This window comes from Ottowia beijingensis (assembly GCF_013423955.1).
GTDB classification, from domain to species: Bacteria; Pseudomonadota; Gammaproteobacteria; order Burkholderiales; family Burkholderiaceae_C; genus Ottowia; species Ottowia beijingensis.
This window is the reverse complement of sequence record NZ_JACCKX010000001.1, coordinates 3752334-3775805: the sequence shown is the minus strand read 5'-3', so window position 1 is coordinate 3775805 and position 23472 is coordinate 3752334. Positions and strand designations below refer to the sequence as shown.

15 protein-coding genes, 1 tRNA gene and 6 pseudogenes are annotated in these 23472 nt (G+C 66.9%); 8 read left to right on the top strand and 14 right to left on the bottom strand.

What is annotated here, in order from left to right; all coding sequences use genetic code 11:
* Positions 1-99 precede the first annotated feature (99 nt).
* A pseudogene (gene purL / locus H0I39_RS23530) lies at positions 100-1873 on the bottom strand (phosphoribosylformylglycinamidine synthase); the annotation flags it as partial.
* A 180-nt stretch (positions 1874-2053) separates the two neighbouring features.
* Between purL and map the strand changes: the two are divergent.
* Together map and H0I39_RS18615 are read left to right on the top strand one after the other, a co-directional pair.
* The gene (gene map / locus H0I39_RS18620; RefSeq protein ID WP_180551479.1) at positions 2054-2875 is read left to right on the top strand and encodes a type I methionyl aminopeptidase; all 822 of its coding nucleotides are present in this window, start codon (positions 2054-2056) and stop codon (positions 2873-2875) included.
* A 36-nt stretch (positions 2876-2911) separates the two neighbouring features.
* Positions 2912-5529: pseudogene (locus tag H0I39_RS18615) on the top strand ([protein-PII] uridylyltransferase).
* 29 nt (positions 5530-5558) lie between these two features.
* On the opposite strand, the gene H0I39_RS18610 reads toward H0I39_RS18615, so the two are convergent.
* The 5 genes and pseudogenes from H0I39_RS18610 to H0I39_RS18600 form a co-directional block, all read right to left on the bottom strand.
* On the bottom strand, positions 5559-5906 hold the full coding sequence (locus H0I39_RS18610) for a cupin domain-containing protein (RefSeq protein ID WP_180551478.1): 348 nt from the start codon (positions 5904-5906) through the stop codon (positions 5559-5561).
* A gap of 194 nt (positions 5907-6100) precedes the next feature.
* A pseudogene (locus H0I39_RS24330) lies at positions 6101-7289 on the bottom strand (DUF3418 domain-containing protein).
* 118 nt (positions 7290-7407) lie between these two features.
* Positions 7408-7943, bottom strand: a pseudogene (locus H0I39_RS24325) (DUF3418 domain-containing protein); the annotation flags it as partial.
* 159 nt (positions 7944-8102) lie between these two features.
* A pseudogene (gene hrpA, locus H0I39_RS24320) lies at positions 8103-10384 on the bottom strand (ATP-dependent RNA helicase HrpA); the annotation flags it as partial.
* A gap of 165 nt (positions 10385-10549) precedes the next feature.
* Positions 10550-11521: an NAD(P)H-dependent flavin oxidoreductase gene (locus tag H0I39_RS18600; protein ID WP_180551477.1), complete on the bottom strand. Its 972-nt coding sequence runs from the start codon at positions 11519-11521 to the stop codon at positions 10550-10552.
* A 180-nt stretch (positions 11522-11701) separates the two neighbouring features.
* Between H0I39_RS18600 and H0I39_RS18595 the strand changes: the two genes are divergently transcribed.
* Complete coding sequence (locus tag H0I39_RS18595) at positions 11702-11911, top strand: hypothetical protein (RefSeq protein ID WP_180551476.1); 210 nt, start codon at positions 11702-11704, stop codon at positions 11909-11911.
* Positions 11912-12500: 589 nt separating this feature from the next.
* On the opposite strand, the gene H0I39_RS18590 is transcribed toward H0I39_RS18595, so the two are convergent.
* From H0I39_RS18590 to H0I39_RS18565, 6 genes and pseudogenes are all read right to left on the bottom strand, one after another.
* Positions 12501-13532 carry a microcin C ABC transporter permease YejB gene (locus tag H0I39_RS18590; RefSeq protein ID WP_180551475.1) on the bottom strand — a complete coding sequence of 344 codons (1032 nt, stop codon included), beginning with the start codon at positions 13530-13532 and terminating at the stop codon, positions 12501-12503.
* A gap of 12 nt (positions 13533-13544) precedes the next feature.
* Entirely contained in the window at positions 13545-13829 is a 285-nt protein-coding gene (locus H0I39_RS18585; RefSeq protein WP_180551474.1) for a CcdB family protein, read from the bottom strand.
* Between the two features lie 17 nt (positions 13830-13846).
* Positions 13847-14101, bottom strand: a complete 255-nt coding sequence (locus H0I39_RS18580; protein WP_180551473.1) for a type II toxin-antitoxin system CcdA family antitoxin — start codon at positions 14099-14101, stop codon at positions 13847-13849.
* Between the two features lie 96 nt (positions 14102-14197).
* Positions 14198-14473, bottom strand: coding sequence for a hypothetical protein (locus H0I39_RS18575; RefSeq protein WP_180551472.1), 276 nt, complete (start codon positions 14471-14473; stop codon positions 14198-14200).
* Position 14474: 1 nt separating this feature from the next.
* On the bottom strand, positions 14475-14762 hold the full coding sequence (locus tag H0I39_RS18570) for a hypothetical protein (RefSeq protein WP_257645885.1): 288 nt from the start codon (positions 14760-14762) through the stop codon (positions 14475-14477).
* Between the two features lie 45 nt (positions 14763-14807).
* A pseudogene (locus tag H0I39_RS18565) lies at positions 14808-16623 on the bottom strand (extracellular solute-binding protein).
* Positions 16624-16661: 38 nt separating this feature from the next.
* Between H0I39_RS18565 and fabI the strand changes: the two are divergent.
* Complete coding sequence (fabI, locus tag H0I39_RS18560; protein ID WP_180551471.1) at positions 16662-17465, top strand: enoyl-ACP reductase FabI; 804 nt, start codon at positions 16662-16664, stop codon at positions 17463-17465.
* 181 nt (positions 17466-17646) lie between these two features.
* Positions 17647-18528 (top strand): DNA ligase, encoded by an 882-nt coding sequence (locus H0I39_RS18555; RefSeq protein WP_180551470.1) that lies wholly within the window; start codon positions 17647-17649, stop codon positions 18526-18528.
* A 343-nt stretch (positions 18529-18871) separates the two neighbouring features.
* Here the strand turns inward: H0I39_RS18555 and H0I39_RS18550 are convergent, their stop codons facing one another.
* Both H0I39_RS18550 and H0I39_RS18545 read right to left on the bottom strand, forming a co-directional pair.
* Entirely contained in the window at positions 18872-19105 is a 234-nt protein-coding gene (locus H0I39_RS18550; RefSeq protein WP_180551469.1) for a DUF465 domain-containing protein, read from the bottom strand.
* A 41-nt stretch (positions 19106-19146) separates the two neighbouring features.
* Positions 19147-21504, bottom strand: coding sequence for an arginine/lysine/ornithine decarboxylase (locus H0I39_RS18545; RefSeq protein ID WP_180551468.1), 2358 nt, complete (start codon positions 21502-21504; stop codon positions 19147-19149).
* Between the two features lie 137 nt (positions 21505-21641).
* Here H0I39_RS18545 and H0I39_RS18540 point away from each other — a divergent pair, with 137 nt between their 5' ends.
* From H0I39_RS18540 to H0I39_RS18530, 3 genes are all read left to right on the top strand, one after another.
* Complete coding sequence (locus H0I39_RS18540) at positions 21642-22067, top strand: NfeD family protein (protein WP_180551467.1); 426 nt, start codon at positions 21642-21644, stop codon at positions 22065-22067.
* A gap of 82 nt (positions 22068-22149) precedes the next feature.
* Positions 22150-23085 carry an SPFH domain-containing protein gene (locus H0I39_RS18535; RefSeq protein ID WP_180551466.1) on the top strand — a complete coding sequence of 312 codons (936 nt, stop codon included), beginning with the start codon at positions 22150-22152 and terminating at the stop codon, positions 23083-23085.
* A 261-nt stretch (positions 23086-23346) separates the two neighbouring features.
* A tRNA-Ser gene (locus H0I39_RS18530) sits at positions 23347-23437 on the top strand.
* Positions 23438-23472: the final 35 nt, after the last annotated feature.

Here is a 23472-nt window from a genome sequence, read left to right as displayed (position 1 = left end):
GCCAGCGGGAGAGGGGTGATTCCAGCGCGGCGCTCGATCCCTGACTGTTGCTCCCTCGCCCCTCTGGGGAGAGGGCTGGGGTGAGGGGCAGCGGCGCATTATCGACCACCAGTTGCCGCTCCTCGGTGGCGACACCCACCACCGCGAACGGGCAGCGCTCGCGCGCGCACAGCGCCTCGAACAGCTGCAGCGATGCGGGCGCGATCGCCATCACGTAGCGTTCCTGGCTCTCGTTGCTCCAGATTTCCTTGGGCGCCAGGCCACTTTCTTCGAGCGGGACGGCGCGCAAGTCGAAGCGCGCGCCGCGGCCGGCGTCGTGGGTCAGTTCAGGGAAGGCGTTCGACAGCCCGCCCGCGCCCACGTCGTGGATCGCCAGGATGGGGTTGGCCTCGCCCATCGCCTGGCACTGCGTGATGACCTCCTGCGCGCGGCGCTGGATCTCGGGGTTGCCGCGCTGCACCGAATCGAAGTCCAGGTGCGCCGCGTTGGTGCCGCTGGCCAGCGATGACGCCGCGCCGCCGCCCATGCCGATGCGCATGCCCGGCCCGCCGAGCTGGATCAGCAGGCTGCCGGCCGGGAATTCGATCTTGCTCGTCAGCCGCGCGTCGATGCTGCCCACACCGCCGGCGATCATGATGGGCTTGTGATAGCCGCGCTGCACACCGCCGGCTTCCAGCTCGTATTCGCGGAAATAACCGGCCAGGTTGGGGCGGCCAAACTCGTTGTTGAACGCCGCGCCGCCCAGCGGCCCCTCGGTCATGATCTGCAGCGGGCTGGCCATGTGCTCGGGCTTGCCGATGGGCGAATCCCACAGCTTGCTCACCGTGAAGCCCGTCAGCCCCGCCTTGGGCCGCGCGCCGCGCCCGGTGGCGCCCTCGTCACGGATCTCTCCGCCCGCGCCGGTGCTGGCGCCGGGGAAGGACTGATCGCGGTGGGGTGGTTGTGCGTCTCCACCTTCATCAGCACGTGGCGCGTGGCGCTTTCTTTTCATAGCTGCCAGCGCTTGTCCCGCCTGCGCTGGAGGCCGATTTTGCTTCAAACACCTCGACATCGTGCCCCTCCATCACCGCCGCGTTGTCGCTGTAGGCGATCACGGTGTGTTGCGGGCTGGTGGCATGCGTGTGGCGGATCATGCCGAACAGGCTCTTGTCCTGCGCCACGCCGTCGATGGTGAACTGGGCGTTGAAGATCTTGTGCCGGCAGTGCTCGCTATTGGCCTGCGCGAACATCATCAGTTCGACATCGGTGGGGTTGCGGCCCAGTTTGGTGAAGGCATCCAGCAGGTAGTCGATTTCGTCGGTAGCCAGCGCCAGGCCCCATTCGGTGTTGGCTTTTTCCAGCGCCGCACGGCCGCCCCCAGCACGTCGACGTGCGCGAGCGGCTCCGGTGTCAGCTCGGTGAACAGCGCCCTCGCCTCCTCGCGGCTGGACAGCACGCTCTCCGTCATGCGGTCGTGCAGCAATGCGGCGATGGCGGTCAAGTCATCTTTTGATAGCTGGTGGCGCCCGACCAGCTTTCGTTTGAGGCCGATTTGGTATTCAACGATGCGTTCCACCCGGTGCAGCGCGATGCCGCAGTTGCGCGCAATGTCGGTGGCCTTCGACGCCCAGGGCGACACCGTGCCCAGGCGCGGGGCGACGATGATGACTTCGCCTTCCGCGCCTTCGGCGGCCGGGTCGCCATAGGTCAGCAATGCGGCCAGCCGCTCCAGATCAGCCGCCGGCGGCGCGGTGTCGAAACCGGCCAGATGCACGTAGCGCGCACTGACGCTGTCCACCGCCGGGTTCACGGCCTGCAGGCGCGGCAGAAGCTGGCGGATGCGGAAGTCGCTGAGGGCGTTGCCGCCGTCGAAGAAGTGGATGTGCTGGGTCACGTCGAAGGGCCTGAAAAAGGCGCGGGAAAAGGCGGATCGGGGTCGTGCAGCCCACCGCTGACTGGGGCAGGCTGCGAAGCCCTCAATTCTATCCGGCGCACCGGCGCCAGCCGGCCCGCCGCGGCCCCCGGAAGGCCTGCAGACCGCACGCCCAAAGACCCGATGGGATAATTTGCGCCCATGAGCATCACCATCAAGGACGAAGCCGGCATCGCGGGCATGCGCGAGGCCTGCCGCATCGCCTCGCAAGTGCTGGACGACATCACGCCGCACATCCAGCCCGGCATCACCACGCTGGAAATCGACCGGCTCAGCGCCGAATCGATGGCCAAATACGGCACGCGCTCGGCCACCGTGGGCTACCAGCCGCCAGGCTACCCGCCCTACCCCGGCCATGTGTGTACCTCGGTCAACCAGGTGGTGTGCCACGGCATCCCGGCCGACAAGCCGCTGAAGAAGGGCGACATCGTCAACGTCGACGTGACGGTGGTCACCGCCGATGGCTGGTACGGCGACAACAGCCGCATGTTCGAGATCGGCGAATGCTCCATCGCCGCCCGGCGCCTGTGCGCGCTGACCTACGAATCGATGTGGCTGGGCATCGAGCAGGTGCGCCCCGGCGCGCGGCTGGGCGACATCGGCCATGCGATCCAGAAGTTCATCGAAGGCCATGGGCTGTCGGTGGTGCGCGAGTTCTGCGGCCACGGCATCGGGCAGAAGTTCCACGAAGACCCGCAGGTGCTGCACTACGGCAAGCCCGGCACGGGCGAAGAGCTGGTGCCGGGCATGACCTTCACCATCGAGCCGATGATCAACATCGGCCGGCGCGACATCAAGGAAATGCCCGACGGCTGGACCATCGTGACCAAGGACCGCAGCCTGTCGGCGCAGTGGGAGCACACGGTGCTGGTCACGCCCACCGGCTACGAGGTGCTGACGCTGTCTGCCGGCAGCCCGGCGATCCCTGAGTTCGTCAAGGGCATGGCGCGCGCCGCCGCCTGAGGCCGCTGTCATGAGTGCCGAAGCGGCCGCAGCCCCCTGCAGGTGCCCGCCGTGTGCGTGGCGCACCGCCAGGCCAAGCAGGCCCTGCTGGACGAGTTGCGCAGCGGCAGCGCCGGCACGCGCGGCATCCGCCGCGCGCTGGCGCACCTGGCCGAGCTGACCGACGAGGCGCTGCGCACGCTGTGGAAGGACAACGGGTTCGATCCGCGCTCGGCCCTGGTCGCCGTGGGCGGCTACGGCCGCGGCGAGCTGTTTCCGCATTCCGACGTCGACGTGTTGCTGCTGCTGCCCGCCGACAGCCAGGCGGCGCACGACCCGCGCTGCGCCGGCGCATCGAATCCTTCATCAGCCAGTGCTGGGACACGGGGCTGGAGATCGGCTCCAGCGTGCGCACGGTGGATGAATGCCTGACCATGGCCGCGGCCGACCTGACGGTGCAGACCGCGCTGCTTGAGGCGCGCCTGGTGGTGGGCAACCGCAAGCTGTTCAAGGAGTTCCAGCAGCGCTTCATGGCCGCGCTCGATCCGCTGGATTTCTTCGTCGCCAAGCGGCTGGAGCAACGCCAGCGCCACCTGAAGTACGAGGACACGCCCTACGCGCTCGAGCCCAACTGCAAGGAATCGCCCGGCGGGCTGCGCGACCTGCAGGTCATTCTGTGGACGGCGCGCGCGGCCGGCATCGGCCGCCACTGGAAGGATCTGCACCGTGCCGGCCTGGTGACGGCGCGCGAGCTGCGCCAGCTGCGCCACAACGAGGCGCTGCTGTCGGTGGTGCGCGCGCGCCTGCACCTGATCGCCGGCCGGCGCGAGGACCGGCTGGTGTTCGACCTGCAGAACGCTGTGGCCGAATCCTTCGGCTTTCAGCACCAGCGTGCCGACGACGGCCGCGTGATGCTGCGCGCCAGCGAAGTGCTGATGCGCCGCTACTACTGGGCGGCCAAGGCCGTCACGCAGCTCAACCAGATCCTGCTGCAGAACATCGAGGAGCACCTGCGCGCCGCGCAGGGCGAGCCGGCGCCCAAGCAGCGCCCGATCAACGAGCGCTTCGTCGACCGCGACGGCCTGCTGGAAGTGGTGCACGACGAGCTGTTCGAGCAGCAGCCGCGGGCCATTCTCGAAGCCTTTCTGCTGTATGCGCAGACGCCGGGCCTGAAGGGCCTGTCGGCCCGCACGCTGCGCGCGCTGTACAACGCGCGGGCGGTGATGGACCGCCACTTCCGCAACGACCCGGTCAACAGACAGACTTTCCTGGCCATCCTGCAGCAGCCGCAGGGCATCACCCACGCCTTCCGGCTGATGAACCAGACCAGCGTGCTGGGGCGCTACCTGTGGGTGTTCCGCCGCATCGTGGGCCAGATGCAGCACGACCTGTTCCACGTCTACACGGTGGACCAGCACATCCTGATGGTGCTGCGCAACATGCGACGCTTTTTCATGGCCGAGCACGCGCACGAATACCCGTTCTGCTCGCAACTGGCCGCCGGCTGGGACAAGCCCTGGCTGCTCTACATCGCGGCGCTGTTCCACGACATCGCGAAAGGCCGCGGCGGCGATCATTCCGAACTGGGTGCCCTGGAGGCGCGCCGCTTCTGTCAGCAGCACGGCATCGAACCGGCAGATGCGCGGCTGATCGAGTTTCTGGTGCGCGAGCACTTGATCATGACCAGCATCGCGCAGAAGGAGGACCTGAGCGACCCCGAGGTGATCCAGGCGTTCGCGCGGCGGGTCGGCAACGAGCGCAACCTGACCGCGCTGTACCTGCTCACCGTGGCCGACGTGCGCGGCACCAGCCCCAAGGTGTGGAACGCCTGGAAGGGCAAGCTGCTGGAAGATCTGTACAAGCTCACCGTGCGCGCCCTGGGCGGGCGGGCGCCCGATGCCGACGCGGTGATCGAGTCGCGCAAGCGCGAGGCGCTGGCGCAGCTGCAGCAGGCGACCCTGCCGCCCGACGCGCACCAGCGGCTGTGGGACACGCTCAACGTCAGCTACTTCATGCGCCACGACGCGGGCGAGATCGCCTGGCACACGCGCGAGCTGGCCGCGCGCGTGACGGACGGCATGACCCCGACACAGCGCCCGCTGGTGCGCGCGCGCCTGTCGCCCGTGGGCGAAGGGCTGCAGGTGATGGTGTACGCCAGCGACCGGGCCGATCTGTTCGCCCGCATCTGCGGCTACTTCGAACGCGCCGGCTTCTCGATCCTCGACGCCAAGATCCACACCACGCGCGACGGCTACGCGCTCGACACCTTCCAGATCGTCAACCCCATCGCCCCGGACGATTACGCCGAATACCAGGGCATGGTCGAGGCCGAGTTGCCCGCCGCCATCGACACCGAGGCCCCGCTGCCCACGCCGCGCCTGGGCCGCGTGTCGCGCCGGGTCAAGAGCTTTCCGATCGCCCCGCGCATCGACCTGCGACCGGACGAGAAGGCGCAGCACTGGCTGCTCACCGTCACCGCCAGCGACCGCGTCGGCCTGCTCTACAGCATCGCCCGCGTGCTGGCCGCGCACGGCATCGACCTGGAACTGGCCAAGATCACCACGCTGGGCGAGCGGGTGGAAGACATGTTCCTGCTGCAAGGCGCGCCGCTGCAGCACGCCAAGACGCAGCTGGCCATCGAGCACGAACTGCTGGAGGTGCTGGAGGCGCAGTGATGCGCCCGAAGCAGCGGCGGATCAAGGCCTCAGGCCTTGATCTCCTTGATCATCACCAGCAGCATCTTGAACTGGCCCTTGGGGTGCACGGCGTGCGGCACATTGGCGGGCATCAGCAGCGTCTGGCCTTCGCCCACGTCGTGGTGCTGGCCGCCCAGCATGATGTCGGCCTCGCCGTCCACGCCGACGATCAGCGCGTCATAGGGCGCGGCGTGCTCGCTCAGGCCTTCGCCGCCGTCGAAGGCGAACAGGGTCACGTTGCCGCCGGTGTTCTTCACCAGCATGCGGCTCACGATGGCCTGCTCCTGGTAGCTGAGCAGCGTTTTCAGGTTCTCGACCTTGGGAGCCTGGTCGCTCAGCTTGGTGTTGGTGCTCATGGGCATCTCCTCGTCGTTGATGGGCCGCCACCGGGCGCCAGTCGATTATGGCGACGCGTCATTCCCATTCCAGATCAAGGCTGCCATATCTCGTCATTCCGGCGCAAGCCGGAATCCAGACGGCGTGTGCGAGAAACATGGATCCCGGCCCTCGCCGGGATGACGGCGATGGACGCATTGAACTGGAAACGGAATCAGGCCTGCACCTGCGCCCAGACCTTTTCCAGCCGCTTGACGCTCACCGGCTGCGGCGTGCGCAGCTCCTGCGCGAAGAAGCTCACGCGCAGCTCCTCCAGAAGCCAGCGCAGCTCCTGCAGGCGCGTGTCGATGGCGCCCTTTCGCTCGGCCACCAGGCGCCAGAAGCGCTGGTCCTGGGCGCGCACCTCGGCCATGCGCTGGGTGTCGCGCGCGGGGTCGGCGCGCAGCTTGTCGAGCCGCAGGGTGATGGCTTTCAGGTAACGCGGAAAGTGCTGCAGCGCCGCCCAGGGTGTGGTGGCCAGGAAGTGCTTGGGCACCAGGCGTTGCAGCTGCTCGGCGGCGTCTTTCGTGGCCTCGGGCGCGTTTTTCGCGTCCTTGATCTTGCGCGCGGCGGCGGCGTATTCGGTCAGGATTACACCCGCCAGCCGCGCGATCTCGTTGGCGATTAGGGTCAGGCGCGCGCGCCCTTCGTCCACGCGGCGCTTGAAGTCGGCTTCGGTCGCGGGCAGCGGATCGACGAGGAAGGCGCGCTCCAGCGCCACGTCGATGATCTGCTGGCGCAGTTCCTCCGCCGTGCCGAGCGGCATGTAGGCCACGGCCATTTTTTGCAGATCGGGCACGTTCTTTTCGAGGTACTTCAGCGCGTCCCTGAGCTGCAAGGCGAACAGGCGGCGCAGGCCGGCGCGGTGCTTGGCCGCTGCCACTTCGGGTTCGTCGAACACCTCGATGGTCACGGCATCGCCGGCGTCGATCAGCGCTGGAAAGCCCACCAGCACCTGGCCCTTGCGGCGGATTTCCATCAACTCGGGCAGCTCGCCGAAGTCCCACGCGGTGTGGCGGGAGTCGGCGAGTGGGCGTGATTGCTTCTGATTTTGTAGCTGCTCGCGCTTGTCCCGTCTGGTCTGAAGGCCGATTTGGCTTGGATTCGGCGGCGTGGCCCTCACCCGGCCTTCTACCGGAGGGAGAGGGCAAAGACGACTTCAGCCCGGCCAGCGCCTGGAACGCACCGCGCGCCTCGCCGCCCAGTTCGGCCTTCAGCGCCGCCAGGTTGCGCCCCTGCCCGCGCTGACGGCCATGCTCGTCGACCACGCGGAAGTTCATGAACAGGTGCGCGGGCAGCATGTCGAGCTTGAAGTCGGTGCGCTTCACATCCAGGCTGGTCGCCTCGCGCACCAGCTTGAGCAGCGCGTCGGTCAGGCTGCCGATGCCGAACGCCTCCGGTGCGCCCAGGATATCGTTCAGCCGCGCCGCGCTCGGGCAGCGGCACGAAGCGGCTGCGCGGCTTCTGCGGCAGGCTTTTCAGCAGCGCCTGGATCTTGTCCTTCAACATGCCGGGCACCAGCCATTCGCAGCGCGCCTCGCTCACCTGGTTCAGCACGAACAGCGGCACGGTGACGGTGAGGCCGTCCTTGGCGTCGCCCGGCTGGTGCAGATAGGTGGCGGCGCAGTCCACTCCCCTAAGCGAATCATCTTGGGGAAGGCGGCGGTGGTGATGCCCGCCGCCTCGTGGCGCATCAGCTCGTCGCGCGTCAGGTGCAGCAGCTTCGGGTTGGCCTGGCTGGCTTCGCGCCACCAGCGCTCGAAGTCGCGCCCGTTGCTGATGCCTTGCGGAATCTGGCTGTCGTAGAAGGCGACGATCAGCTCGTCATCGACCAGCACGTCCTGGCGGCGGCTCTTGTGCTCCAGCTCTTCCACCTTGGCGATGGTCCTGGCGTTGGCATTCAGGAACGGCAGGCGGCGCGCCCAGTCGTCGGGCCATTCGCCGTTCACCAGCGCCTCGCGGATGAAGATCTCGCGCGCGGCGTGCGGATCGACCTGGCCATAGCTCTTGCGCCGGCCGGAGTACACGACCAGCCCGTACAACGTGGCACGCTCGAAGGCGATCACGTCCTGCGCCTTCTTCTCCCAGTGCGGCTCCAGCAGCTGTTTCTTGAGCAGATGGCCGCCGACCTCTTCCAGCCATTGCGGCTCGATGGTGGCGATGCCGCGGCCGAACAGGCGCGTGGTCTCCACCAGTTCGGCGGCAACGATCCACCTGCCCGGCTTCTTGCTGAGGTGCGCGCCGGGATGGCGGTGGAACTTGATGCCGCGCGCGCCCAGGTATTCGCCCGCGCTGCCCTGCCCGCCCGCATCGTCGCTTTCGATCTTCTGCCCGACGTTGCCCAGCAGCCCGGCGAGCAGCGACTTGTGCAGCGCCTCGTAGCCCGCGGGCTGCGTGTTCTCGCGCCACTTGTGCTCGGCAACGACGGTGTGCAGCTGCGTGTGGATGTCGCGCCACTCGCGCACGCGGCGGATGTTGATGAAGTTCTGGCGCAGCAGGTTTTCCCACTGGCGGTTGCTGAGTTTGTGGGTGGGATGCTGGCCCTCACCCCGCCCTCTCCCGCGCGCGGGAGAGGGAGTTTCTTGGTGCTGGTTGCATCGGTGACAGCGTGACGGCTGCTGCCCCTCTCCCGCTGGCGGGAGAGGGCGGGGTGAGGGCGATTCCCCCAACGCCCTGCGCGCCGCCTCCATCGCCAACGCCGCGCGCTGCGCCGCCGGCAGCGCCGCCAGGTTGGCGGGCCGCTTTGCCGCGCCCCGCCCTTCGGCGGCGGCCATCTCGCCGCGCGTCTTCACCACGTGGCCGCCCCGCGCATCGTGCAACCACTTCCACAGCCTCAGATAGCCGCTGAACTCGCTTTTCTCGTCGTCGAACTTCGCATGCGCCTGGTCCGCCTGCGCCTGTTGCTCCAGCGGCCGGTCGCGCACGTCCTGCACGCTCAGGGCGGCGGCGATGATGAGCACCTCGCGCAGCGCCCCGCGCTCGCGCCCTTCCAGAATCATGCGGCCCACGCGCGGGTCCAACGGCAGGCGCGACAGCTCCAGGCCCAGTTCGGTCAGTTCCTGCGCCTCATCCATCGCGCCCAGTTCCTGCAAGAGCTGGATGCCATCGGCAATCGCGCGGCCCGAGGGCGCATCGAGAAACGAAAAATCCTCCACCCGCCCACCCTCGCCGCCCAGGTGCAGGCTCTTCATGCGCAGGATCACGGCCGCCAGCGACGAGCGCAGGATTTCCGGGTCGGTAAAGCGCGGGCGGCTGGCAAAGTCCTTCTCGTCGTACAGCCGGATGCACACCCCGTCGCTCACGCGCCCGCAGCGGCCGGCGCGCTGGTTGGCGGCGGCCTGGCTCACCGGCTCGATCAGCAACTGCTCCACCTTGCTACGGTAGCTGTAGCGCTTGACGCGGGCCGTGCCGGGGTCGATGACGTACTTGATGCCCGGCACCGTGAGCGAGGTCTCGGCCACGTTGGTGGCAATGACGATGCGCGGCGCGCCGTGCGTGTCGAACACGCGGTCCTGCTCGGCCTGGCTGAGGCGCGCGAACAGCGGCAGCACCTCGGCGTTGCGCGTCAGCGGGCTGTGCGACAGGTGCTTGCGCAGATGCTCGGCAGCGTCGCGGATTTCGCGTTCGCCGGGCATGAAGACCAATATGTCCCCGCTGGACTGCCCGTCCAGACTTCATCGACCGCTTCGGCAATCGCATCGTTCAAATCGTGGTCGCGGCTTTCCTCGAAGGGCCGATAGCGCTGCTCCACCGGATAGGTGCGCCCCGACACCAGCAGCACCGGCGCGGGCTGGTCCTTGGCATCGGCAAAGTGCTTGGCAAAACGATCCGCGTCGATGGTGGCCGAGGTGACGATCAGCTTCAGATCGGGCCGCTTCGGCAAGATCTGCTTCAGATACCCGAGCAGGAAGTCGATGTTCAGGCTGCGCTCGTGCGCCTCGTCGATGATGAGCGTGTCGTAGGCGCGCAGCAGCGGGTCGGTCTGCGTTTCGGCCAACAGGATGCCGTCGGTCATCAGCTTCACGCTGGCGCCGGGCGACAGCCGGTCGTTGAAGCGCACCTTGTAGCCCACCACCTCGCCCAGCGGCGTCTGCAGCTCGTCGGCAATGCGCTTGGCCACGCTGGTGGCGGCGATGCGGCGCGGCTGCGTGTGGCCGATCAGCTTGCCGCGCTGGCCGGCCGGTGCGTTGCAGCGCCCGCGGCCCATGGCCAGCGCGATCTTGGGCAACTGCGTGGTCTTGCCCGAACCCGTTTCGCCGCAGACGATGACGACCTGGTGCGCGCGCAGCGCGGCCTCGATCTCGGCGCGCCGGCTGCTCACGGGCAGCGACTCGGGGAAGTCGATCAGCTTGGGCTGGTTGGCCGCTGCAACTTCAGAACGGCCCGCGCGCTCAGGCAGCGGCTGGCGGGGCGGTGCGGGGGCGGAACGGCGGCTCGGGTCGGTCATGGGGTGCGGCATTATCCCCGCCGGCCCTGCGGTGCAGCGGGTGGCGGGACCTGCCCTACATGAGGGCGATCCGCCGCAGCTCAACCCGGTGATTCGCTATTTAAATAATAGCTGCTTGCGCTTGCAGGACGGGCGCTGAAGGCCAAAATGGCTTGAAAACCTGCTGTGCCACGCTGATCACACCATCCCCGCCAGCCGCTGCCGCACGATCTGCTGCGCCTCGGCCACGATGCGGTCGATCAGTTCCTTCACCGTCGGGATGTCGTGGATCAGCCCGGCCACCATGCCGCACGACCAGGCGCCGGCGTCCAGGTCACCATCGCGCATCACCTTGGGGTACACGCCGCCCACCTCAGCCACGATGTCGTCGAAGGTGATCCTGTCGCCCAGTTCGCGCTCCTTGGCCAGCAGGCGCTCGACGCCGGCGTTGTTCAGCACACGCTCGGTGTTGCGCAGCGGGCGCATCACCAGGCGCGTGTCCAGTTCGCTGGCGGCCACGATGGCCTGTTTGACCTTCTCGTGCACCGGCGCCTCCTTCGTGGCGATGAAGCGCGTGCCCATATTCATGCCCTCGGCGCCCATGGCCATCGCCGCCACGAGGCTGCGGCCGTCGGCCATGCCGCCCGAGGCGATGAAGGGAATCTTCAGCGTCTCGGCCGCGCGCGGCAGCAGGATGAAGTTGGGCACGTCGTCCTCGCCCGGGTGGCCGCCGCATTCGAAGCCGTCCACGCTCACCGCGTCGCAGCCAATCGCCTCGGCCTTCAGCGCGTGGCGCACCGAGGTGCATTTGTGGATCACGGTGATACCCGCTTCCTTCAGCATGGGCATCCACTTCTGCGGGTTGTTGCCCGCCGTCTCGACCACCTTGATGCCACCGTCGACGATGCTGCGCACGTAGCCGGGGTAGTCGGGCGGCGTGCGCGCGGGCAGAAAGGTCAGGTTCACGCCGAAGGGCTTGTCGGTCATGCCGCGGCAGCGCGCGATCTCCTCGGCCAGCGCGGCGGGCGACGGCTGCGTGAGCGCCGTCAGAATGCCCAGGCCGCCCGCGTTGGACACGGCCGAGGCCAACTCGGCCAGGCCGACGAAGTGCATGCCGCCCTGCACGATGGGGTATTGGATGCCGAGCATGTCGGTGATGCGGGTGCGCATGAAGCTTCTCTCCGTGTCGAATGGGGTTGCGGGTGAAGCCGCCATTGTGCAAAACGGCGCCGCGCCGCGCGTAACGCGGGTGACATGGCGTTGGCCAAAGTGGGCACGGAACCACGGCGCGCCAGGCGGCTCCAACCGCGTCGACGCCGGACCACCCGCCGACGCACCGCATTGACCACCATGAAGCGCCCCACCGCCACCCGCCCGCCGCGCACTGCCAACCGTGCCGTGCGCGTGGCCGCGCCTGCGCCGCGCAACCCGGTGGCGGCCGCACTGGCCGCGCGACGCACATCGGGCGCGGCCGGGCGCCATGGCCCGCAGGCCAGCGCGCGCCGGGCCGCCGAACGCGCGGCGCTGGTGCGGGAGCTGCGGTCCGCACGGGACGATTGAAGCGACCGGACGCTGTGTAATTTATAGCAGTCAGCGCAGACGCGGCGCCGGCTTTCAGTTTTTATGGGAAGTCCATGCACTGGAGGATACGCCGCCCTTTGAACGCAGAGGTCGCGGAGGTTTCGCAAAAGTCGCAAAAAAACGATGTTTGGAGCCTGGTGCATTTGCAGGCTTCGCCAGTGATAGATGCCTCACTCGTTGGCGACAAGCCCATGATGCTTTCTGCGTCTTTTGCGAAACCTTCGCGACCTCTGCGTTCAACCTGGAAACGGCAGTTGGATGCGCCCGAGCGTGCCATGAGGCGTGCCAGGTTTTGCCTGCAAGGACGAGCAACGCCGCATGGCGCGGACCGAAAGCGGTGAAATCCGGTGCACAACGCGCTCACCTGACAGGTGAGCGTGATCGAAGCCGTGAAAGTCAACGTACATGGGGTTGACCGAAGATGACGAACGGTCAACTGCCGTTTCTATTGACGTATTCCAAAAGCATGACAGCGCGTGCCGCGCCAAGGAAAACCCCCTCTCCCTCTGGGAGAGGGACTGGGGTGAGGGCCGCCAGCGTGTCATGCATGACGCAATGATCAACAGGCTCAGTCGAACTTCACCCGCGGATCGACCCACACGTAGGTCAGATCGCTGATCAGCTTGGTGATGAGCCCGATCAGCGTGAACAGGAACAGCGTGCCCAACACCACCGGATAGTCGCGGCGGATCACGCTTTCGTAGCTCAGCAGACCCAGCCCGTCGAGCGAGAACAGCGTCTCGATCAGCAGCGCGCCGGTGAAGAAGGCGCCGATGAAGGCCGCCGGAAAGCCCGTCACGATGGGGATCAGCGCGTTGCGGAACACGTGCTTCCACAGCACCTGCCGCTCCGTCAGGCCCTTGGCGCGCGCCGTCAGCACGTACTGCTTGCGGATTTCCTCCAGGAACGAGTTCTTGGTCAGCATCGCCGTCACCGCAAAGCTGCCCAGCACCATCGCCGTCACCGGCAGCGTGATGTGCCACAGGTAATCGACGATCTTCGCGCCCCAGCTCAGTTCGTCCCAGTTGGCCGAGGTCAGCCCGCGCAGCGGAAACCACTGCAACTGCCCGCCAAAGATCACCAGCAGCGCCACGCCCAGCACGAAGCCCGGAATGGCGTAGCCCACCAGCACGATCAGCGTCGTCACCAGGTCGAACCGGCTGCCCGCCCGCACCGCCTTGGCCACACCCAGCGGCACGCTGATGCCGTAGCTGATGAAAAACGTCCACAGCCCCAGGCTGATCGACACCGGCAGCTTCTCCTTGATGAGCTGCCACACGTCCTTGTTCTGGAAGAAGCTGCGCCCCAGATCGAAGCGCGCGAACTGCCCCAGCATCTGGAAGAAGCGCTGGTGCGCCGGCTTGTCGAAGCCGTAGAGCCTCTTGATTTCCTCCAGCCGCTGCCCATCCACGCCCTGCGCGCCGCGATAGGCCATGCCCCCGCCCTCGGCCGACGCCCCGCCTGCCCCGGCGCGGGCCTCGGCCAGGTACTGCTCCACCGGGCCGCCGGGCACGAACTGTATGACGGCGAAGGTCAGCAGCAGCACGCCCAGCAGCGTGGGCAGCATCAACAGGAGGCGTTTGAGGATGTAGGCGAACATGGCTCTTCTGATTCAGGCTTCCACCAGCGTCCATTGCGACCAATCGCTCGGAACCATGGTGCGCCTGCGATCCTTGAATACCGCTTGCATTTCAAGTTCTCCGTTGGGACGTGGGCCAATCGAATAAATCCAGCACATGCCAAGACGCTGATTGCCGGGAGGTAGCGCGCTGATGCGCGCCAAGGGCACCACCAGACGGCGCCGATAGCGGTCGGACGAGGCGGATTGGACTGAAACCAGATAAGGCACCTGGTCACGCCTCGGGCCGGGGTTGATGTGAACATCGAATCGAGGCATCAAGCGCGCCCGCGTGGCTACAGGGGCGAATGGTCGTCAGCAAAAGAGCCGCCCCACGCATCGAGCACGGCGTTCCAGTCGTCGCAACACTGCTCTGCCTCGCGCAGACGGGCGGCGCGCGCATCGCGCTCCCGCGCTACGTACTCGGTCAACATGGCTTCGACCGTGGCCGACAGGTTGCCACTGTGCGCCTCGGCCTCCTGCACCAAGTCTTCGCTCAGGGTCAGGTTGACGGGGCGCTTGCGGGGCGAGACGGTGTGTGGCGTACTCATATGCGCATGGTATGTGCATCAGGCTGCGGTCGCAAAACCGCGTTCGCTCGCCTGGAGCACAGGCTATCGTCGCCCGCGGGGCGCACCGCTGCGGACTCAAGCGGGTTTCTTCTCCGTCAGTTGCCCCGACACATACTTGTGCAGCACGCTGGCGATCAGTGTCTGGTAGGGCATGCCCTCGGCCAGAGCGCGCGCCTGGATGTCCATCAGGTCGGCGGACGACAGGCGGATGTTGACGCGCTTGTCCTTGACCGCCGTGGCGCGCGCAGCATCGCGCAGGCGTTGCAGTTCGGCCTTGGTGGCAACGGAGATCAGCTGGCCGGACTCGTAGTCTTCCAGCAGTTGCAGTTCGTCGGGATCGAGACGTGGCATGTCATTCTCCTTTCGCGGCAATGAAGTCGCGCGTGGCCTTTCGGCTGGGGATGATGGTCTTGAGGAACAGGTGATCCTCTTCCTCGACGTAGGGCACCAAATACGCGTAGTCGTCGATCACCACCACCATGATGCGCTGACGCGGGTAACGCTCGGCGTTCGGGTGCGCGACGATATCCAGCAGCCCCCGGATTCGACTGCGACGGTGATCTGTTCGAACGACAAACCCCGCTCCTGCTGGAGCAGCGCGTTCTTCTCGACAGACCACCGAAACGGCTTCATGGCGCAAGTTTAGGCAATCGTGTGCCTTTTGTCATCAATGCGACGCCTGCCTTTAGCGCGTGCCCGGTGGATTCCTTGCCCACCACGTATCAATCGCCCACGTCTCCCCCTGAAATACGGCGGGGTCACCTTCGGTCGCTCCAGCCGCCAGGCGTTGTAGGCCATGCGGTGGGTGCCGGCAAACCACTGCGGCAGCAGGACGTGGCTGTGGCTGATGACGCGGTCCAGCGTGCGGCAGGCGGCGCGGTACTGTGCTTCAGTCTTCGCGCTGACCATCAAGCTGATGATGCTGTCCACCGCCGCGCTCTTCACGCCCGCCAGATTGCCCGAATCCTCGGTATCCGCCGCCTGGCTGCCGAACAGGTCGGCGTATTCCTGGCCGGGGTTGGCGGTGCCGGCGTAGGCGATGGTGGTGATGTCGAAGTCGAATTTCTGCAGGCGCTGCTGGTACAGCGCGAAATCGACCGGGCGAAAGCGCAGCGTGATGCCGAGTTTTTCCAGGTTGCGCATCCACGGCGTGACGACGCGGGCGCCGCCTTCGTTGCTGTCGAGGTATTCGAGCACGAAGGCCTGGCCTTGGGCGTTGCGCAGGGTGCCGCTTTGCACGGTCCAGCCCGCCTCGGCCAGCAGCTGCTGCGCGCGGCGCAGGTTCTCGCGCAGGCCGCCGACGGCCGGGTCCTGGGGCTGATCGGTGCGCGGGGGCGTGTAGGCAATGCCGAAAGCGGCGGCGGGGATCTGGCCGCGCAAGGGATCCATCAGTGCCAGTTCTTCCGCTGACGGCAGGCCGCTGGCCGCGCAGCTGGTGTTGCCGAACAGGCCGCTGACGCGCGTGTACGAGTTGTAGAACATCTGGCGGTTCATCCACTCGTAGTCCACCGCCAGGCCCAGCGCCTCGCGCACGCGCACGTCCTGCAGCAGCGGGCGGCGCGTGTTGAGCACGTAGCTCTGAAAGCCGGTGGGCAGCTTGTGCTGAAACTCGCCCTTGACCAGTTCGCCGGCGTCAAAGCGCTTGCCGTTCACGCGCCGCGCCCAGTCGCCGGCCGAATAAAAGGCCATGAGGTCGAACTCGCCCGCCTTCAGCGCCTCCAGCCGGGCGGTGTTGTCGCGATAGATCTTGACCAGGATGCGGTCGAAGTTGGCCGTGCCGCGGCGCACGTTCAGCTCGCGCGCCCAGTAGTCGGGGTCGCGCACGTAGGTGATGTCCTTGCCGAACTTGACGGGCCCGATCTTGTACGGCCCGCTGCCAATGGGCGGCTCCATCACCACCTCGTTGAAGGGCTTGCCCTCGCCCCATTGGCGGCTGAACACGGGCAGGCCGCCCACGGTGAGCGGCAGCTCGCGGTTGGCGCGCTTGAAGCGGTAGCGCACGGTGCGTTCGTCCACCACGTCGACGCCGTCCACGTCGATCAGCATGGTCTTGTACGCGGGCGAGGTGTGCGGGCCGACCAGGGTGTCGTAGCTGTGCTTCACGTCCGCGGCCAGCACAGCGTCGCCATTGTGAAAGCGCGCTTCCCTGCGCAGGCGGAAGGTGGCCGACAGGCCATCGGGCGCCACCGTCACGTCCTCGGCCAGCAGGCCGTAGCCGGCGCCCTCCTCGTCCAGCGAGCCGGTGAGCAGGGTGTCAAACATCAGCTGGCTCAGATAAGCCGGCGCGCCGCCGCGGATGGTGAAGGGGTTGTACTTGTCGAAGGTGGACAGGCGCAGGTTGCTGACCAGGCGCAGCTCGCCGCCCTTGGGCGCGGCGGGGTTCACGTAGTCGAAGTGGGCGAAGCCCGGCGGGTATTTCATGTCGCCCCACAGCGCATAGCCGTGGGCAGCCCACGCCGGGGGCTGAACAGCAGGCCGAAGGCCACAAGCAATGCACGCATGCGACAATTCTGCCGCTATTTTTCGAGGAGCTAGACCCATGACCAAACCCACCGGCTTTCTGGCGGGCAAGAAGCTGCTGATCACCGGCGTGCTGTCCAACCGATCCATCGCCTACGGCATCGCCAAGGCCTGCCACGCGCAGGGCGCCGAGCTGGCCTTCAGCTACGTGGGCGAGCGCTTCAAGGACCGCATCACCGAGTTCGCGGCCGAGTTCGACAGCCAGCTGGTGTTCGACTGCGACGTGGGCAGCGACGAGCAGATCGAGGCGATGTTCAAAAACCTGAGCGCCACTTGGCCCAAGTTCGACGGCTTCGTGCACGCCATCGGCTTTGCGCCGCGCGAGGCGATCGCGGGCAACTTTTTCGACGGCCTGAGCCGCGAGAACTATCGCATCGCGCACGACATCAGCGCCTACAGCTTTCCCGGCATGGCCAAGGCCGCCCTGCCCTACCTGAACGACAAGGCGGCGCTGCTGACGCTGAGCTACCTGGGCGCGTTGCGCAGCATCCCCAACTACAACACCATGGGCCTGGCCAAGGCCAGCCTAGAGGCCAGCGTGCGCTACATGGCCGAGGCGCTGGGCGGCAAGGGCATCCGCGTCAACGGCATCAGCGCCGGGCCGATCAAGACGCTGGCGGCCAGCGGCATCAAGGATTTCGGCAAGCTGCTGGGCTACGTGGCCAGCGCCGCGCCGCTGCGGCGCAACGTGACGATCGACGACGTGGGCAATGTGGCCGCCTTCCTGCTGAGCGATCTGGCCAGCGGCGTGACGGCCGAGATCACCTACGTCGATGGCGGCTTCAGCCAGACGGCGGGCTTGAGCGCGGACATGGTGGGCTGACCCGCGGCGCCGCTTTTACTCTGATTGTGGGAGCGGCCTTGGCCGCGATACAGCGCCGTGCGAAGGTCAAGCGCCTCATCGCGGCCAAGGCCGCTCCCACAAGATTCCGCGTCACCCACCACAAGCCAAATCGACCTCCAGCGCTTACCCAGCAAGCGCCGACAGCTTCTCTATTCATAGCATGAACCGCCGCCGCCTCCTGCTGCTCACGCCCCTGCTGGCCTGCGCTACCCTGCGCGCGCCACTGGCCTGGGCGCAGCGCAGCGACGCCCCCGCGCTGCAGCTGGCCGGCCATTACCGCCCCGGCATGGACCTGCGCGGCTGGTGGGTCAGCGAGAAGTACGACGGCGTGCGTGCGCACTGGGATGGCCAGCAGCTGCGCACGCGCGGTGGCGAACGCATCAACGCGCCCGCCTGGTTCACCGCCGGCTGGCCGGCCGAGCCGATGGATGGCGAGTTGTGGGCCGGGCGCGGCCGCTTCGAGCAGGCGCAGTCGGCCGCGGCGCGCCAGCAGCCGGACGATGCCGCCTGGCGTGCGCTGCGCTACATGGTGTTCGACGTGCCGGCGCACCCCGGCACCTTCGACGAACGCCTGCGCGCGCTGGCCGGGCTGGTGGCGCGCATCGACCAGCCCTGGGTGCTGGCCGTACCGCAGCGCAAGGTGGCCAGCCACGCCGAACTGCAGGCCCTGCTGCGCGACGTGGAACGTGGCGGCGGCGAAGGGCTGATGCTGCGCCGCGGTGCATCGCTGCACCGGGCCGGCCGCGGCGATGACCTGCTGAAGTTCAAATCCCACGACGACGCCGAGGCGCGCGTGGTGGCGCACCTGCCCGGCAAGGGCAAGCACGCCGGCCGCCTGGGCGCGCTGCTGGTGGAAACGCCCGAAGGCCAGCGCTTTGCGCTGGGCACCGGCTTCACCGACGCGCAGCGCGCCGATCCGCCACCCGTGGGCAGCTGGGTGACCTACCGCTACCGCGGCCTGCACCAGAAAAGCGGCCTGCCGCGCTTTGCCAGCTTCATGCGGGTGCGGGCGGACGAGGCGCGGTTCAGGCCGGGGCGTTGATCGTCGGCAGCCTGTGTGGGAGCGGGCTGGCCCGCGATTCGGCGGATGTGGGGATGAAGCGCCCATCGCGGGCAAGCCCGCTCCCACAGCAAGACATAACATCAAAAAGCATAGCTGCTTGCGCTCGCCTTTCCTTGATTTCAGAGGTATTTCTCCTGAAATCGTGATCTGTCCAGCGCATGCCACTATTTATTCAATAGCGCATTGCCTACGGCCCACGCCGGCACAACAGCGGTGCCAGTATTTCCCTGACCGCTTCTCGCGCCCGACCCACCAGGGCTGCAGCCCGAAAAAGGCGAAAAAAGCCCGCATCAGCGGGCTTCTTCATCAGACGCCAGGCAACTTACTTCGCGCCGGCGTCGGCCTCTGCCTTCAGGATGGTGTACAGCTCGTCCTTGATGTGCAGCTTTTCCTTCTTCAGCGTCTCGATCTCCAGGTGCGTGCCACCGGCATCGTGGCTTTCCAGCGCCTTGATCTGGTGGTCCAGATCGTTGTGTTTCTCGAACAGGCTCAGAAAGCGGTTGTTGGTGCCTTCGCCTTTCAGGCGGGTGATCAGGTCGCGGTACTCAGGGAACATCGTTTCTCCTTTCAATGGAGCAAATCATAGCCTGCCCCATCTCATTGAGAGCGTGCATAAGGCGTCTTCTTGCGGGTTTCGATCATGTCCTGGATGTCGGTCTTGGGGCTGACCTTGCGCTTGCCGCCGTCCTCGGCCACGCAGTCGGCGAAGTAGCGCACGTCGCCGTTGTCGTCCTCCACTTCCACCAGGCCGTGGATGTCGGTCTCGAAGCCGGGGCACAGCAGCGAGAACTCGCGCGAGAACTTGAGGTAATCCACGATCTTCTTGTTGAACACCTCGCCCGGAATCAGCAGCGGAATGCCCGGCGGATACGGCGTGACCAGCGCGGTGGTGATCCGCCCTTCCAGGTCGTCGATCTCCACGCGCTCCACCTTGCGGCGGGCGATGCAGGCATAGGCCTCGGCCGGGTTCATGGCGGGTGTCAGCTCGCTCAGGTACATCTCGGTGGTCAGCCGCGCGATGTCGTGCTTGGCGTACAGCTGGTGCACGTGCTGGCACAGATCGCGCAGGCCCATGCGCTCGTAGCGGCGGTGCTGCTGGCAGAACTCCGGCATGATGCGCCACAGCGGCTGGTTGCGGTCGTAGTCGTCCTTGAACTGCTGCAGCGCCGTCAGCAGCGTGTTCCAGCGGCCCTTGGTGATGCCGATGGTGAACATGATGAAGAAGCTGTACAGGCCCGTCTTCTCCACCACCACGCCGTGCTCGGCCAGGAACTTGGTGACGATGCTGGCCGGAATGCCGGTCTTGTCGAACTTGCCGTCCAGGTTCAGCCCTGGCGTGACGATGGTGGCCTTGATCGGGTCCAGCATGTTGAAGCCCGGCGCCAGCTTGCCGAAGCCGTGCCAGCTGTTGGCCTTGCTGCGGCCGTTGCGGATGATCCAGTCGCTGGCGCGGCCGACGCCCTGTTCGGCGATCTCGTCCGGGCCCCACACCTTGAACCACCAGTCGCCCTTGCCGAAGTCGGCCTCGACCTTGCGCATGGCGCGGCGGAAGTCCAGCGCCTCGGCGATGCTCTCCTCCACCATCGCGGTGCCGCCGGGCGGCTCCATCATGGCGGCGGCCACGTCGCAGCTGGCGATGATGCTGTACTGCGGGCTGGTCGAGGTGTGCATCAGGTACGCCTCGTTGAACAGGTAGCGGTCCAGCTGCACGTTCTGCGAATCCTGCACCAGCACGTGGCTGGCCTGGCTGATGCCGGCCAGCAGCTTGTGGATCGACTGCGTGGAATACACCACCGATTGCTTGGGCCGCGCGCGCTTCTTGCCCATGGCGTGGTATGACCCATAGAACGGGTGGAAGGCCGCGTGCGGCAGCCAGGCCTCGTCGAAGTGCAGGTTGTCGACGTAGCCGTCCAGCATGCTCTTGATGGCCTCGGTGTCGTACAGCACGCCGTCGTAGGTGGACTGCGTCAGCGACATGATGCGCGGCTTCACCTTGTCGGCGTCCACGTGCTTCAAGAGCGGGTTGGCGCGGATCTTGGCCTTGATCGCCTCGGGCTCGAACTCGCTCTTCGGGATCGGCCCGATGATGCCGAAGTGGTTGCGCGTGGGCTTCAGGAAGACCGGAATCGCCCCCGTCATGATGATGGCGTGCAGGTTGCTCTTGTGGCAGTTGCGGTCGACCACCACCACGTCGCCCGGCGCCACGGTGTGGTGCCACACGATCTTGTTCGACGTGCTGGTGCCGTTGGTGACGAAGAAGCAGTGGTCGGCATTGAAGATGCGCGCCGCGTTGCGCTCGGATTCGCCGATGGCGCCGTTGTGGTCCAGCAGCTGGCCGAGTTCTTCCACCGCGTTGCACACGTCGGCGCGCAGCATGTTCTCGCCATAGAACTGGTGGTACATCTGGCCGATGGGCGACTTCAAGAACGCCACGCCGCCCGAATGGCCCGGGCAGTGCCACGAGTACGACCCGTCCTCGGCGTAGTCGAGCAGCGCCTTGAAGAACGGTGGCTGGATGCCCTCCAGGTAGCTCTTGGCCTCGCGCACGATGTGCTTGGCCACGAAATCGGGCGTGTCCTCGAACATGTGGATGAAGCCGTGCAGCTCGCGCAGCACGTCGTTGGGCAGGTGCTGGCTGGTCTTGGTCTCGCCGTGCAGGTAGATCGGCACGTCGCTGTTCTTGCGCCGCACCTCCTGGATGAAGTTGCGCAAATCCTGCACGGCGGGGTCGGCCTCGGGGTCGCTGCCCAGTTCCTCGTCGTCGATCGACAGGATGAAGGCGCTGGCGCGGCTTTGCTGCTGCGCGAACTGGCTCAAGTCACCATAGCTGGTGGCGCCCAGCACCTCGAAGCCCTCGGCCTCGATGGCCTCGGCCAGCGCACGGATGCCGAAGCCCGAGGTGTTCTCGGCGCGGTAGTCTTCGTCGATGATGACGATGGGAAAGCGGAATTTCATGGGGGCGGGCTCCAGCCGGGATGCGGCAACGCAGCGGCGAAGTGTACGGAATTGGTGCGTCAGCACCGCTACATGCGAGCGATTGAACCAAAATGCAAGTCAATCGTCCTACAACATCACAACGGCAGGAGGTGAACATGGCCCTTTCAACCTGGTGGTGGATCGCCACCGGCGTGCTGGTGGCGCTGGAGCTGGTCAGCGGCACCTTTTATCTCTTGATGCTGGCCATCGGCGGCGTGGCGGGCGCGCTGGCGGCGCATGCCGGCGCATCGCCCAGCAGCCAGATCGTGATCGCCGCCGTGGTGGGCGGCGCGGCCGTGGTGGCCTGCTACCTGGTGCGCCGCCGCCGGCCGGGCGATCCTTCGCCGCGCTCCGAGCGCAGCGTGAACCTGGACGTGGGCGAAACCGTGCAGATCGACGGCTGGAACGCCGACGGCACGGCGCAAATCCGCTACCGTGGCACGCAGTGGACCGTGCTGGCCCGCCCCGGCACCGAGCCGCGCCCCGGCCCCCACCGCGTGGCCGAACTGGTCGGCAGCCGCCTGCTGGTCGACCCGCTGTAGCGCCCCGCGCACCCTTTGACACACCGGTGCCACCCCGCGCAGGCATCATCCCGCAAGCCCACGAACTTCAGAAAGCATCGCCTTGGAACTCGCCCTCATCCTCCTCGTCATCGCCGTCATCTTCATCACCCGCTCGGTCAAGGTGGTGCCGCAGCAGAACGCCTGGGTCATCGAGCGCCTGGGCAAGTACCACGCCACGCTGGCACCGGGCCTGAACTTCCTCGTGCCCTTCATCGACCGCGTGGCCTACCGCCACAGCCTGAAGGAAATCCCGCTCGACGTGCCCAGCCAGATCTGCATCACGCGCGACAACACGCAGCTGCAGGTCGACGGCATCCTGTACTACCAGGTCACCGACCCGATGCGCGCCAGCTACGGCTCCAGCAACTACGTCATGGCCATCTCACAGCTGGCGCAGACCACGCTGCGCAGCGTCATCGGCCGGCTGGAGCTGGACAAGACCTTCGAAGAGCGCGACATGATCAACGCCAAGGTGGTCGAGGCCATCGACGAAGCCGCGCTGAACTGGGGCGTGAAGGTGCTGCGCTACGAAATCAAGGACCTGACGCCGCCGGCCGAAATCCTGCGCGCCATGCAGGCGCAAATCACCGCCGAGCGCGAAAAGCGCGCCGTCATCGCCACTTCCGAAGGCAAGCGGCAGGAACAGATCAACCTGGCCGACGGCGAAAAGCAGGCCGCCATCGCCAAGTCCGAGGGCGAGAAGCAGGCCGCCATCAACAACGCCCAGGGCGAAGCCGCCGCCATCACCGAAGTGGCCACCGCCACCGCCGTCGCCCTGGCCCGCATCGGCACCGCCATCCGCCAGCCCGGCGGCGAACAGGCGGTGCAGCTCAAGGTGGCCGAACGCGCCGTCGACGCCTACAGCCAGCTGGCCGCCCAAGCCCGCACCACCCTGGTCGTGCCCAGCAACATGACCGAAGTCTCGGCCCTCATCACTTCGGCCATGAAGATGGTGCAGGCCGGCCAGAACGGCACCGACACGCCGCCCGTGCGCTGACGCGCGAGGGCGGGAGCGCTACATATACTCCCCATAACCCTATCCGCCAGCGCCCGACTGGCGGGCGCAAAAGGCATATACTCCCAAAATACGCTTGCCGAACGCCTGCCATTGAGGCGCCTCTGCCCGCCACGCCAGCACCCCAAGTGCACGCCAGGCACGGGCCTGCACCAAGGCCGCCACCGCCCCAGCGCAGCCACGGCCACGCATCCATCGCACCGCCTGGCTTTCGCTGAGCGCTGCTACAATGCCGGGTTCCACGGAGAGGTGGATGAGTGGTTTAAGTCGCACGCCTGGAAAGCGTGTGTGGGTTAATAGCCCACCGCGGGTTCGAATCCCGCCCTCTCCGCCAGCAAGCCTTATTTCATGCGGCTTTCGGGCCGTTTT